Here is a 12,598-nt window from a genome sequence, read left to right as displayed (position 1 = left end):
TTTATAGGTTTTTGGGCGACGAAGCCACCTCAGCGGAAAATTAGAAAAAATATGGGATAAGCTATAGCATAATCAGGAAAATCACCTTAAAAACCTGGCAGCTATTTTGGGCTAAAGCCTCGATCTTGGCAATTCATTTCCGTTTGGCTTCAGCCAACGGTTTACAAAAAATTACTCATCTGGCTTTAGCCAAAATTTCCGTGATAGACCTTAAAGCGATTTCCAGTCTAAATATGATATCGTTAAAACACATGCAGGCCCGCCAGCGGCCAAACCACCTGCTTAATAAACTGCTCATGAAACAATAAAGGCATTGGCACAACCAACCAAAAGAATAACCATAAACTGGCGACTATAGCATTATTCAAAAATCTAATCTTGCGAATAATCATTGCTTTTTCGAACAATACCAGCATCCCCTGGATAATAAAATACAGCAATGGCAAACCGTAGCCGCTATTTACCGGCACGCTCAGGGCAAGTTCATGCAGTAAGCCCGAGAAAGCGAAGGCCAGCATTAAGGCAGCGGCGCTACCCACTTTATTTTTTAGGGGACGAAAAATAGCCACGGAGGTCATTTCGCTAAAGGCGATGTTCCAGCGTTTGCTCCAAAATTCGGTAAGGCTGGTGGCCGTTGCCGGCTGTCTGAATAGCAGGTAGGTATTTGCCCCCTGTAACCGCCATCCGCCGGCGCTGATACTTAACAAGCCGAAATGCAGTATCAAACTTAATGCTACCAACAAAACCGCGCTAACTAAAACGTATTTTAGTTGATGATTCATTGGCAGCAAAACCAGTTTATGAGCCAGTAAAATAAGTAACAAACCGATAACAACCCGGCTGATGCCAAACCTGATCATTGCCCATGCGCCGGGTAAAGGTTTGCCTCCAAGGGTTTCAAATGGTTGTGCCCGCATGCCTGCCCAGCCAGTAGCAAAAACAAGCCATTGTTTAAAACCGAGCGTTAAAGGTTTACCTTTATAGCATTCGGCAACGGCTATCACTTTCATGGCGGTAAAGGTTGTGACAATAATGGCCAGCATCCTGATGATGGCGTCCTGGTGAAAAAAAACCAAATGCACTACAAAGATGCTAAGCGCCAATAAAACCCAGCTTTGCCAGATCATTTGCCTGCGGACAAACACGTAGCCTAACAACACAACAGCCAAATTGATAAGCGCGAAATAACATACAGGCATCAATGGTATCATGATAATTGGATATAATTTAGATAACAAACCCCGCAATACACCAGGCCAAAAAACACAAAGGCAGCTACCAGCGCGACTTCGCCCAATTTATGCCATTTCCCGATTGGAAAGTTTGTCCTATCAAAATACAGAAACTGGATCAATACCCTGGAGATCCAATAAGCCGCGATAAACCCGGTAACCAGCATGGCCAGTCTTGAGCCATTGGTTAACTCCCGGTAATCAAACACCGATAGTAAACCAAAACATATATTAATTACAAAAATATACCCGGCATAAGTCCAAAACATTTGCCCAATTAAGGGCTGTGGTTTTGCCAGCTCCACCTTCCAATTAAGCACAGTGGGGATGGCAAGACTGCCCAAAGCTAAGGCTACCTGCCCTACTCCTGCCAGCCAGATCAATTGCTGGATATTAAGTTGTAATGCATTCATCATCATTTACTTTGTTGCTGCCTACCGGCAGTACAAATGTAAATAAAATATTGAACTTTCAAAAAATACTGAAAATAAAGTTTACAAAATACAAACAGGGAAAGAACAATATAAAGCTATGTCATTGCAAGTTGTAAAATTCGCAGACTGTGAAGGTGGAAATGACCTAAAAAGTGTCCTCTCCACTCTGTCATCCTGGGGAACGAAGCAATCTCATGCTCTACAGGGCGAATCTGCACAGTTCGCGATTGCTTCGTTCTACCCATGACATTTTGTACTTTACACAAACATTGGCTTTGAACGCGGGCGAAGACTCACCCGGCGAGGCTGCGCCCGCCACCCTCTCTTCACCTGCGGTGGAAAGAGGGGATTTAATAGTTAATCAATTGATTACAAGAAATATAAATACAAAAAAAATCTTCAACCCCTCTTTCCGGCGAAGCCGAAGAGAGGGTGCCGCGCGTAGCGCTGGCGGGTGAGTCTTCGCCGCCATGCGATCTACGTCGTTTCCATCTTCACAGTCCGCGAATTTTACAACTCGCAATGACGTAGTGGCGATCTCTTTAGTCGCTTTGTTATCTTCCACTCTACTTATCCATCCTCCAAAGCTTTAAACTTACATTAACATAATTGCCAAATACGGATACGCCGGTTGACTTTGCATCGGGGTAAATCTCGGTAGTAATTACTTTTTCGCCATCGTTACCAAACACCTCTACCGAATTACGATCGACAAGTAATTGGATCTTTACTAAACCATTCAGCAATTTCATGGGCCTCATATGCACAGCCTGGATATGGTTAGCCGGCTGTTTGTTGTTTTTCTCGGCATTGGTACAATCAATAAACAGTTGCTGTTTAATGGCATCGTAACCTATAATGATGTCATTACCGGGCAGATCCTTATTTTGGGCTATTTTAAAGCCGGCAACCTTAACATCGGCCATTGCAAATTCGGCATCAATCCAATAGGCATTGGTTTTGCCGGCTTTAGGTAGCGGTACTTCTTTATCACGTAAGTCTGTACTTTCCATAGCAAATACGCCATCGGCAGATAAGGTATTGAGTTTATCTTTAATGGTGATAGCTGGCTGCTGGATCAACCTTAAACCTTCGCTTGTTGCGCGTAAAGAAAGATCGCGGGGGATAGACATTTGTCCGCGCCATGGATAGGTATCCGGTTTACCCGGCACCAGCCAGCCCATTAACGTAGCTTTATGATTAGCTAACCGCCAGGGGATGGCAGCATAAAAGGCATCTCCCCCATCAACCGGCAAGGTTTCCGTAGCGGAATTATCACTTTTAAAGTTTGTACCATCAAAATCGCCCACAAAGTATTGCATCCCCGGACCGCGATCTGTAAAGGCCGAAACAAAAAGTACCCATTTAACTTTTGATTTATCGCCGTTAACTACCAGGGGCACCATGGACGGGCATTCCCAACCGCTTTTGGTATACCCTGCCGGACCGAAATCGCTCAGCCTCGTCCATTGCTTCAGATTTTTTGAACCGTAGATCCTCACCATGTGCTCATCAACCATAGCTACCGTCATAATCCATTGTTTGGTAGGTTCGTACCAAAACACATTGGGATCGCGGAAATCTTTTTTATCGAGGTCGATAACCGGGTTGCCGGCGTACTGGGTATAACTCAGTCCGCCATCATTACTGTAAGCTATATATTGCGATTCGTTGTGTTGTTTGGGCTTATCTGCCGTAAAAATGGCGACTAAAGGGCCTTTCCCATCTTTACCTAAACCGCTGGTATTATTTTTATCCAATACGGCTGATCCGGAATAGATATAGGTAGTGGTATCCTTAGTTACAATTTCGGGGATGGCAACTGGCAGGTTATCCCAGTGCACCAGGTCGGTACTGGTGGCGTGGCCCCAGCTCATGTGCCCCCACTTGTTTTCAAAAGGATTGTTTTGGAAGTATAGGTTATACTTGCCGTTCAAAAATATCAGGCCGTTAGGGTCATTAGTCCAATTTTGGGGTGGAGTAAAGTGGTAGGTTGGTCGCCATTGTGGCGTAGATACATCCTGGGCAAAAGCCGGGGTTGCAACAGCGGCAAACGCCAGGCCATAAAAAATTGATTTGAACATATTAAAGGTTTTCAAGGGATAGTTGGTTGTTAAAAGTACAAATTAAATGGAATGGAAAGAGAGGGAATTGAGGAAACTAACCAAGGAACGACTCACCAGGCCGATGCTTCGCTGGGGTGAGTTTTAGCCGTTATACAGAGCCAATTGTAAAGGTTTATGATGGTAACAACGTTTACTTTTTGTGTCAAAACACTTATCACCTACCATTTTTCCGCGCTAAAACGGTCAATATTAACCATTTATTGTTTTGCACCCCAACAATAAATCTTCATAAAAAATTAATAATTCTTTGTCGAGTTATTTAGTGCTTTCGTCGGCACATAATGAGGTCTTGCATCCATTCCGGGCATATTTGACTCATTGTTTCACCACTCAAAAAATGCTATGATCCCACATCGACTATTTTTTTCACCAAATCCCGAAAGTCAATATGAGATCTTCAATTCAAATCACAGGCCTGCTGTTAATAGTGCTCAGCTCCTGCCAATCAAAGTTATACAATACCCCTGCCACGCGTGCAGTTTCCGTTAAGCGGCTTATTCCGCCGGTGGGTATGGTTTACATTCCATCAGGAACTTTTCAATACAAATTACTGGATGATGATAAAGCCGAAAAACGCAACGTAAGCGTAAGCGCCTTTTTTATTGATAAAACCGAAGTCACCAATAAACAATACCAGGCCTTTGTAAACTGGGTGGCCGACTCGGTTGCCATTACCGATTACCTGCACGATGATGCCTTTTACCTCCCCGCAACCGGTGCTACTGTTGGCAAAGGCGGTAAAGAGATCAGGCTGATAGATTGGGATAAGGTAAACAAAATCTCGCCCCTTTGGAAAAAAGCCCCGGCCGATGTTAAAGAAAAGCTGGCCGGTATGATGACTATGATTAACGGGCAGCGTGTACCAGATCCGGCGCAGATGAACTACCGCTTTTATTATGTGCGGATGGACGGCGAAAAAAACAACCAGTACGTGATGGATACCGTTGGCGTTTATCCCAATGAACACGTATGGTCGACCGACTTCCCCAACGCCCAGATGACGGTGATGGATGCCAACTACTTTGGCAATAAAATTTATGAATACAACCCCGTTGTGGGCGTAACCTGGAAACAGGCCCGGGCCTATACCGACTGGCGCGGCACGCAGTTAAAGGTGTTGATCAGGAATAATCCAAACCTCAAAAACTTCAAACTTAGCTTTAGCCTGCCAACCGAGGCGCAATGGCAGTACGCTGCCGAAGCCAAGCTTGATCCGGCCGATACCATAGAACGTACCGTGAAAACCATAGTTGACAAAACTACCGGCAAAGAAAAGCTATCGCTCAACTTTAAACAGGGCGAAGGCGCTTATGCCAGCGATGGATCAACTTTTACCCTGCCGGTTACCTCTTACACCCCTAACGCGTTTGGCATTTATAACATGGCCGGCAATGTATCTGAATGGACGCTGGATGCTTTTAGTCCATCGGCATCACAACTGGTTAACGACCTTAACCCGGCCTTGCTATATGATGCTACCGATAAAGATTCGCCCCTGCTGAAACGAAAGGTGGTACGCGGCGGATCATGGAAAGATAACGGCGAAATGCTGAACAGCGATACCCGCAGTTTTGAAGACCAGGGCAATGCCCACTCCTACATTGGTTTCCGTTGCGTTATGGCGGCCTTCGAGCTGCCAGGCGAACAGGTAAAAACAAGAAAATACGCTAAACGATAAAACTCATGAAAAAGATAATCATCATAATTGAAACCCTTTTGCTGATGGGTTTTGGCAGAAGTGTAGGCTTTGCACAAGCCATGCAGGCAGATAGTACCTTGACGGATACCCTGCCGGCCTACGATAATTTTATTAAACAGGCCGATTTGGGCAAGGCCAAACCATTCCCTTACCCCAAGATCAACCAGGCCAGCATCAGGCTTTATGCCCAGGTTTGGCGCGATATTGACCTTACCGATACGGCAAACAGTATGCTTACCATCCCCGGTAAATCGCTAATGGAGGATGTGATGAAGGGCATAAAACTGGGCAAGCTTACCCCTTATGAGCGCGATGACTTTAAAAAGAAAATGACCGCCAAAGAGGGCGAGTTGCGGTTTGCCGACTCGGTACTGATCCCCATTTTTGATAAGGATGGCAATCAAACCGGCTCCCGGATGGCCCTCAATGATTTTAACCCTGATAAGATCAGGCGGTTCAGGATTAAGGAGGATGTGTTTTTTGACAGGCAGCGCGGCCGGGTTGATACCCGCATAGTAGCCATAGCGCCCATGATGTCCATCCTTTCCTCGGCCGAGCTGCCGCAAAACCTGGCATTCGCGCCTGCTTTCTGGCTTTACTTTCCACAGCTGCGCTACACGCTGGTACAGGAAGATGTGAGCAACCCGGATAAAGGCATTTTTGATTTTACCATGGATGATGTGTTTATGCAGCACAAGTTTTCGGCTTACCTGGTAAAACAATCATCACCAAGCGGGGTACAAACGGGCCAGCTGGAACCGGGCAGCACAGAGGCTTTGCTATTGGAACAAAAAATTGCCGATCTCAAAAAGCACATCTGGCAAAACCCAAAAGGGGTAAACGAAAAGAACCTTGTAAAAATCGATCAAAAAAAGGAGGATAAGCCATGAGAAAGCAACTGAATTTATTACGGGAATTTTTATGGATGATATTAATTTCCGGTTTGCTGTTTTGCTGCGGCAGGGCAAGCGCCCAGGTATTGCCAGAGTATAGCGCCTTTCCGTCGTCGTCTTTCGGCGTTCAGGTGGGCATACAGGGCATCGGGCTACAGGGATCGTACAGCTTTTGGAGCCAGTTTAACGCGAGGGTTGGTTTTAATACCGTACCCAACGTTAACATCAAATACAACGGCCGCGATTTACAATTGAACCGTACATCGGTATATGCCATAGCCGATTGGCAGCCCTTATACGGACAAGGCGAATGGCTGGCGCGTAAGTGGTACATCAGTACGGGGATAGCCTATTATTTTTCAAACAGTTTATACCGCGAAGGGATAGGTAGCGTGCCAAATTACACCATCTACATGTCAAAAGTGCGGCCCTACATCGGTACGGGGCTGGGAAACATCCGGCTGTTTAAAAACATAGGTATGCGTACCGATCTGGGTTGGTATATCCCCACAAGTTCGGCCACATCAACTTATGAAGATAAGGCCGGCAAAGTAAGTAACGGACTGCGCGGCTTATTGCCAGGCCTTAACTCGGCAGTAACTATTTATGTAAAATTCTGATCTGTAAACCATTAAAAATCAAATATCATGTTAAAGAAAAAGAAAATCAATTGGCTGCATATAGCCATATCATGGGGCGCCAGTATAGTTATCCTTGGCGCTATGTTTAAAATTAACCACTGGGGCGGTCAGCTGGGCACCTATATGATAGGGCTTGGCCTATCGGTAGAGGCTATGTTGTTTTTCACCCTGGGCTTTTTCCCGCCGGCTGAAGAGCCGGAATGGGAAAAAGTTTACCCCGAACTGGCCGTTGATTATGATGGCGAACCGGCTCCTAAAGGTTTAAGAAAAGTACAAACCGGCAATGGCACAACAGCCGCGTTAGATGGCCTGCTTACTCAGGTTGACCTGAGTCCTGAAAAGATCAACAATTTGGGCGAAGGGCTTAAACAATTCTCTGATAAAATGAGCCGCATCAACTCCATTGCCGATGCCTCTTTAGGTACAGACGAGTTTTCGGTCAAGCTGAAAAACGCTGCATCTAAATTTGATTTGTTGGGTATTATGTTTGAGAAAGCATCGGCCGGTTTTGCCACCATAAGCGATAGCCGTGATGATGCTTTGGCGTACCAGCAACAGGTGTTAAAGCTTACCCACAACCTTGCCCACTTAAATTCGCTATATGAAAGTGAGCTGCATGGAGCCGATACCAACCTGCGCCGCATTAACCAGTTTTACCAGGGTTTAAACGGTACGCTTAGCAGTCTGCATGAATCTGCAGGCGAAACCAGGGTATTTAAGGATGAGGTGAATAAGCTGGTGCAAAACATATCATCGTTAAATGTTTACTACGCCAACATGCTTTCGGCCATGAACCAGCAGCGGATGTAATAGTATAGGTTTATACTGCTATATGTCATATTCTTTTAAAACGAAAATGTCATTTCGAACCCTTGAAGGGTGGGGAATAGCGCGGCAAGGGTGAGAAATCTTCTGCGCCTTGTATAGTCGAAAGTCCGCCTATAGAAGATTTCTCCTCACCTCCCGCGCGCAGCCCCCACAAGGTTCGTTCGAAATGACAATCTTTTTAAGATTAGTAAACACAAGCAGGTTTTATCAACAATAAATATTCAAATTAAAACTTAAAAAAATGGCTGCAGGAAAAGAAACCACCAGGCAAAAGATGATCAATATCATGTACCTGGTTTTGTTAGCAATGCTGGCCCTCAATGTATCAGAAACCATATTGGACGCTTTTAAAACCATTAACGATAGCTTAACCGCGTCGGCGGCCAATGTGGGTAATTCGGTACAGCAGTTGTTCAACACCTTTGAGCAAACCCGGCTTAAGGAATCGCCAGAGCGGGCCAAACCCGTTTATGAAAAGGCAAAACAAGCCCGGGAAGCAACCCAGGACCTGGATAACTACATCAGGGACATCAAATTGGAGCTTACCAACCAAAGCAACGGATACGATATCCAAACCGGCGACCTTAAACAGCGCGACAACCTGGACATTGGCTTTGATGTAATGATCAACAAAAAAAGGGCAAAAGCGCTCAAGGATAAGATCAACGATACCCGCGAAAGGCTGATTACGCTGTTAGGCCCGCAGGATAGTAAAACCGTGTCGTTCACCCTTAAGGCCGATGATCCGACAGGTAAAGGGGCTAATCACCGCAACTGGGAGGAGCTGAATTTTGGCGAGGGGGTACCTTTAACGGCAACATTCACCATATTATCGCGTATCCAGGCCGATAATAAAAATGCCGAATCGGAGGTGGTAAAAAAGATCCTGGGTAAAATGGACCAGGCAGTGGTGAACCTGGATAAGTTTGAGGCTGTAGCGGTTGCGCCTACATCATACCTGATACAAGGCCAGCCCTACACCGCCCAGGTATTTTTAACGGCTTATGATTCACGGTCAACACCAACGGTGCAGGTTGGCGGCAGTACCATCGCGGTAAAAGATGGTCGGGGTGTTTACAACGTAAGCACCAGCCGCGAAGGCGTATTTAACTGGCGGGGCACCATCAGCGTAAAACAAACCGATGGTACCATTAAAACCTATACCACGCCAGAGCAGCGTTACATAGTTTCCAGGCCGTCGGCCGTAGTATCGCCCGATAAAATGAATGTGCTGTACATCGGCGTTGATAACCCGGTTTCAGTTTCAGTTCCGGGTATCCCATCCAAAAACATCCGGATAGGGATCTCGGCCGGTACACTCAGCGGATCGGAAGGAAAGTACGTAGCAAGGGTAAATAGCCCGGGTACGGTGACTGTTTCGGTATCGGCCGAAATTTCGCCAGGGAAAACCCAGGTATTAAGCAACACCATGTTCAGGGCTAAGCGTATCCCCGATCCTGTTGCCCGCTTTTCGGGAAAATCAAGCGGGAATGTACCAACTGTGGCCTTAAAAGCCCAGAATGCCATTTTTGCCATGCTGGATAATTTTGATTTTGACGCGAAGTTTAAAATAACCCGTTTCAGCTTAATTATTGCCAACCCAAGGGAAACGGCATCGGTACAAACAGGGTCGGGCAATACGCTGAATGACGCCATGACAGCTTCGTTAAACAGCATTAAACCGGGCTCAAGGGTTATTTTTGATAATATTATAGCTGTGGGGCCCGATGGCTCACCAAGGCAACTGGCACCAGTGGCGCTAACAGCCAATTGACGTTAATTTAATTAAAACGCCCCAGGCCCAAATTGAAGTAAAATAAGGGTTTGGGGTGTTTTTACTATCTATCGCAATTGAACTCTCCCAATTAAAAGCTCAGGGTCAAATCGTACCGGCGTTCAATCAGTTCCTTATCAAACTCGGCTGATACTTTTTCTTCGGTTAGCTTAAACCCATACCTTTCATACAAGGTAATGGCAGCATGCTGTTCATTAGTTGTCCACAAATAAGCATCAGTTATTTCACGTTTTTTCATGTGGTTAATAAACTCCGTCATTAACTTTTTACCCAGGCCAAGGCCGCGAAATTCCGGCCGGAAAATAAAATAACGCAGTTGTAAGGCACTGCCACGGTCGACAGCTATTAACACACCTACTATTTGCTGGTTATGTTCACAAATCCACACCCGGTCTTTAGCTACATCATATTGCCGGGCAAAATCACCTAAACCTTGCAGCACGTAGCTTTCAAAATTAAGACCATAGCCACATTCGCGGGCGTACATCTCGCCATGAAGGTAAGCGATATAGCCCAGGTCGCCGGGTTGCAATTCGGTACGGATATTAATATCATTAACATTTAACATTGCGCTCATCACACTGGTCATTTTTGTTTCAAAATGTTCATAATTTGCTGCATATGCGATACCAGTTCCTGCTGTTTTTCTGCGGACAGCTTTTTAATCAAATCGTTTATCTGCACATCAGATGCCTGGTTAAGCTTCATAAACTCCGCCATTCCTTTATCCGTAAGCGAAAGTATCGAGGCCCTGGCATCCTGTTGTGAGGGCTTTTTTATGATCAGCTTATCCTTTTCAAGCTTTTTTAACAGGCGGCTTAAATAACTCTTATCAATATACATGGCTGCAATTATTTGTGAAGCCTGCATACCGCTGGCCGCATTGATTTCATAGAGAATGCGGGCTTCGGCTAAAGAATAATCGCTTTGTAGCAAGTGCTTGTCCAGCAGCCCAATAATATCCGTATAAAAACGACTAAACGCCCTGATTTGCTGAACAGGTAATTTTGATGATATTTCCACTGGTATCGTCCTTTTATGAAGCAAACATCACAAATATAGTAGCCTTTGTCAACTATATTTGTGATTTATTTTACTTTTTCTTCCAACTAAAACCCTACCTTGTATTAACCAATTTTTATGAAAAGAAAAACATTTATCCGTTTAGGCGGCACACTTATGACTACACCTTTGTTATCTCCTATCATATCCCTGGCAGGCCAGGCTCCTTTGCAAAACTGGGCCGGCAATCTTACTTATAACACAGCTAACGTGCAGTACCCGCGCTCGGTGGCCGAGGTGCAGCAGCTGGTTAAAAAATACAGCAAGCTTAAAGCCCTTGGCACAAGGCATTGCTTTAACCGCATTGCCGATAGCAAAGACGACCTGCTATCGACCAAAGAACTCAATAAAGTTATTTCCATAGATAAAAAAGCCATGACCGTTACCGTGGAGGGCGGTATTAAATATGGCGAGCTTGCCCCCTACCTGCATAAAGAAGGCTTCGCGCTGCATAACCTGGCATCGTTGCCGCATATTTCGGTCGCGGGCTCCATTACTACAGCTACCCACGGCAGCGGGGTTAAAAACGGCAACCTGGCCAGCGCGGTAAGGGCATTGGAAGTTGTTGTTGCCGATGGCAGTATTGTTCATTTTTCAAAGGCTACAGATTCCGAAAAATTTAACGCCGTGGTAGTTGGCCTGGGTGCTATCGGCGTAATTACCAAGGTTACGCTTGCTATTGAGCCTACCTATATGATGCGCCAGCGGGTATTTTTAAAAATGCCAATGCCACAGGTAAAGCAGCATTTTGAGGCTATCGTATCTGCCGGGTACAGTGTAAGCCTGTTTACCGACTGGCAAAACGACTACATTAACGAGGTTTGGATAAAAAGCCGCATGACCGAAAAAGACCATGACGGTGCCGAGTTTTACGGTGCTAAAGCGGCTACCAAAAACCTGCACCCTATATATGACCATCCGGCCGAAAGCTGTACCGATCAGTTGGGTGTACCCGGTCCGTGGTATGAAAGATTACCGCATTTTAAAATGGGTTTTATCCCAAGCAGCGGTAAAGAGTTGCAATCTGAATATTTTGTACCGATGCAGCATGCCGTTGAAGCTATTGAAGCGATAGCCAAACTGGGTAAACAGGTAGGGCCGCATTTGTTCATTACCGAGATCAGGACCATCGCGGCGGATAGCCTGTGGATGAGTCCCTGCCACAACCAGCAATCGGTAACCATTCACTTTACCTGGAAACCAGAAACCGAAGCTGTTACCAAACTGCTTCCCACCATTGAAAAGGCCCTTGCCCCCTTTAACGCCCGGCCACACTGGGGCAAAGTGTTTACTCTTGATCCTAAAGTATTGGCTTCGCGATACGAGAAGATAGCCGCCTTTAAAGAAGTGGTTGCCGAATATGATCCGCATGGCAAGTTCAGGAACGCGTTTTTGGCTCATAATATTTACGGGGCGTAGCTATAACATCCTGGCCTGTACTATCTATTATAAAGAGTTTGCCTTTATTATCATAATGGGTATCTTATCAGAAGCTGCTGAGGAAGCATAGCTCTTCCATTAATTATACATCACAATTACCCGCTCAACCTTTCCATCAGCATTAAAAAACAGGCTTTCAACAGCGTTTTTACCACTTATGGTGTTATGATAATAAATGCTGGTGGCATTTACCCCCGTAAGTACTTCCAGCAATTCAAAGTGCAGGGCTGTGAGTTTGCTCAACGCGGTTTCCCAGTATTGCCGTACATGTTTTTTGCCGGATATTATTCCACCGCAATCCGGATAGATCTTTAAGGCGTAGGGCGTTTCGATAATAAAATCATCGGTGTAATGCTGCATCAACTGGTCAAGGTCGCGGGTGTTCCAGCAGTTGATCCATGCTGTGGCAAAACTTCGGGCAAATTGCCGATCTATCATAACAGGTAAA

General features: G+C 45.5%; 12 protein-coding genes. 6 read left to right on the top strand and 6 right to left on the bottom strand.

Going from position 1 to position 12,598, the window contains the following annotated elements; translation table 11 throughout:
• Positions 1-242: 242 nt before the first annotated feature.
• From FHS10_RS05420 to FHS10_RS05410, 3 genes are all read right to left on the bottom strand, one after another.
• A complete protein-coding gene (locus FHS10_RS05420) occupies positions 243-1,211 on the bottom strand; it encodes an MBOAT family protein (RefSeq protein ID WP_259088310.1) in 969 nt (322 codons plus the stop codon).
• Positions 1,208-1,645, bottom strand: a complete 438-nt coding sequence (locus tag FHS10_RS05415) for a hypothetical protein (protein ID WP_259088309.1) — start codon at positions 1,643-1,645, stop codon at positions 1,208-1,210. Before FHS10_RS05415 ends, FHS10_RS05420 begins: the two co-directional genes overlap by 4 nt.
• A 587-nt stretch (positions 1,646-2,232) precedes the next feature.
• Complete coding sequence (locus tag FHS10_RS05410) at positions 2,233-3,750, bottom strand: glycoside hydrolase family 32 protein (protein ID WP_259088308.1); 1,518 nt, start codon at positions 3,748-3,750, stop codon at positions 2,233-2,235.
• A gap of 430 nt (positions 3,751-4,180) precedes the next feature.
• Between FHS10_RS05410 and porK the strand changes: the two genes are divergently transcribed.
• The 5 genes from porK (at position 4,181) to porM (ending at position 9,627) form a co-directional block, all read left to right on the top strand.
• A complete protein-coding gene (porK, locus tag FHS10_RS05405; protein ID WP_259088307.1) occupies positions 4,181-5,470 on the top strand; it encodes a T9SS ring complex lipoprotein PorK/GldK in 1,290 nt (429 codons plus the stop codon).
• 5 nt (positions 5,471-5,475) lie between these two features.
• Positions 5,476-6,381 carry a type IX secretion system ring subunit PorN/GldN gene (gene porN / locus FHS10_RS05400; protein ID WP_259088306.1) on the top strand — a complete coding sequence of 302 codons (906 nt, stop codon included), beginning with the start codon at positions 5,476-5,478 and terminating at the stop codon, positions 6,379-6,381.
• A complete protein-coding gene (locus FHS10_RS05395; RefSeq protein WP_259088305.1) occupies positions 6,378-7,004 on the top strand; it encodes a hypothetical protein in 627 nt (208 codons plus the stop codon). Before porN ends, FHS10_RS05395 begins: the two co-directional genes overlap by 4 nt.
• A 27-nt stretch (positions 7,005-7,031) precedes the next feature.
• Positions 7,032-7,835: a type IX secretion system motor protein PorL/GldL gene (porL, locus tag FHS10_RS05390; protein WP_259088304.1), complete on the top strand. Its 804-nt coding sequence runs from the start codon at positions 7,032-7,034 to the stop codon at positions 7,833-7,835.
• Positions 7,836-8,094: 259 nt separating this feature from the next.
• Complete coding sequence (gene porM / locus FHS10_RS05385) at positions 8,095-9,627, top strand: type IX secretion system motor protein PorM/GldM (protein WP_259088303.1); 1,533 nt, start codon at positions 8,095-8,097, stop codon at positions 9,625-9,627.
• A 91-nt stretch (positions 9,628-9,718) separates the two neighbouring features.
• Here the strand turns inward: porM and FHS10_RS05380 are convergent, their stop codons facing one another.
• Both FHS10_RS05380 and FHS10_RS05375 read right to left on the bottom strand, forming a co-directional pair.
• Positions 9,719-10,225 carry a GNAT family N-acetyltransferase gene (locus FHS10_RS05380; RefSeq protein ID WP_259088302.1) on the bottom strand — a complete coding sequence of 169 codons (507 nt, stop codon included), beginning with the start codon at positions 10,223-10,225 and terminating at the stop codon, positions 9,719-9,721.
• 8 nt (positions 10,226-10,233) lie between these two features.
• On the bottom strand, positions 10,234-10,671 hold the full coding sequence (locus FHS10_RS05375) for a MarR family winged helix-turn-helix transcriptional regulator (RefSeq protein WP_259088301.1): 438 nt from the start codon (positions 10,669-10,671) through the stop codon (positions 10,234-10,236).
• A gap of 117 nt (positions 10,672-10,788) precedes the next feature.
• Between FHS10_RS05375 and FHS10_RS05370 the strand changes: the two genes are divergently transcribed.
• Entirely contained in the window at positions 10,789-12,129 is a 1,341-nt protein-coding gene (locus FHS10_RS05370) for an FAD-binding protein (RefSeq protein WP_259088300.1), read from the top strand.
• Between the two features lie 99 nt (positions 12,130-12,228).
• Here FHS10_RS05370 and FHS10_RS05365 read toward each other — a convergent pair whose 3' ends face one another.
• Positions 12,229-12,588 (bottom strand): nuclear transport factor 2 family protein, encoded by a 360-nt coding sequence (locus FHS10_RS05365; protein WP_259088299.1) that lies wholly within the window; start codon positions 12,586-12,588, stop codon positions 12,229-12,231.
• Positions 12,589-12,598: the final 10 nt, after the last annotated feature.

Source organism: Mucilaginibacter dorajii (genome assembly GCF_024808255.1).
Classification (GTDB): domain Bacteria; phylum Bacteroidota; class Bacteroidia; order Sphingobacteriales; family Sphingobacteriaceae; genus Mucilaginibacter; species Mucilaginibacter dorajii.
Note: the sequence above shows the minus strand (reverse complement) of the source record. Positions and strands in the feature narration are given on the sequence as shown.

Excerpts from the sequence above, each read along its gene's own strand:
- FHS10_RS05395 (WP_259088305.1), top strand. The coding sequence starts at position 6,378 with ATGAGAAAGCAACTGAATTTATTACGGGAATTTTTATGGATGATATTA.
- FHS10_RS05380 (WP_259088302.1), bottom strand. The coding sequence starts at position 10,225 with ATGAGCGCAATGTTAAATGTTAATGATATTAATATCCGTACCGAATTG.
- FHS10_RS05415 (WP_259088309.1), bottom strand. The coding sequence starts at position 1,645 with ATGAATGCATTACAACTTAATATCCAGCAATTGATCTGGCTGGCAGGA.
- FHS10_RS05370 (WP_259088300.1), top strand. The coding sequence starts at position 10,789 with ATGAAAAGAAAAACATTTATCCGTTTAGGCGGCACACTTATGACTACA.
- porM (WP_259088303.1), top strand. The coding sequence starts at position 8,095 with ATGGCTGCAGGAAAAGAAACCACCAGGCAAAAGATGATCAATATCATG.
- porN (WP_259088306.1), top strand. The coding sequence starts at position 5,476 with ATGAAAAAGATAATCATCATAATTGAAACCCTTTTGCTGATGGGTTTT.
- FHS10_RS05420 (WP_259088310.1), bottom strand. The coding sequence starts at position 1,211 with ATGATACCATTGATGCCTGTATGTTATTTCGCGCTTATCAATTTGGCT.
- porL (WP_259088304.1), top strand. The coding sequence starts at position 7,032 with ATGTTAAAGAAAAAGAAAATCAATTGGCTGCATATAGCCATATCATGG.
- FHS10_RS05410 (WP_259088308.1), bottom strand. The coding sequence starts at position 3,750 with ATGTTCAAATCAATTTTTTATGGCCTGGCGTTTGCCGCTGTTGCAACC.
- FHS10_RS05365 (WP_259088299.1), bottom strand. The coding sequence starts at position 12,588 with ATGATAGATCGGCAATTTGCCCGAAGTTTTGCCACAGCATGGATCAAC.
- porK (WP_259088307.1), top strand. The coding sequence starts at position 4,181 with ATGAGATCTTCAATTCAAATCACAGGCCTGCTGTTAATAGTGCTCAGC.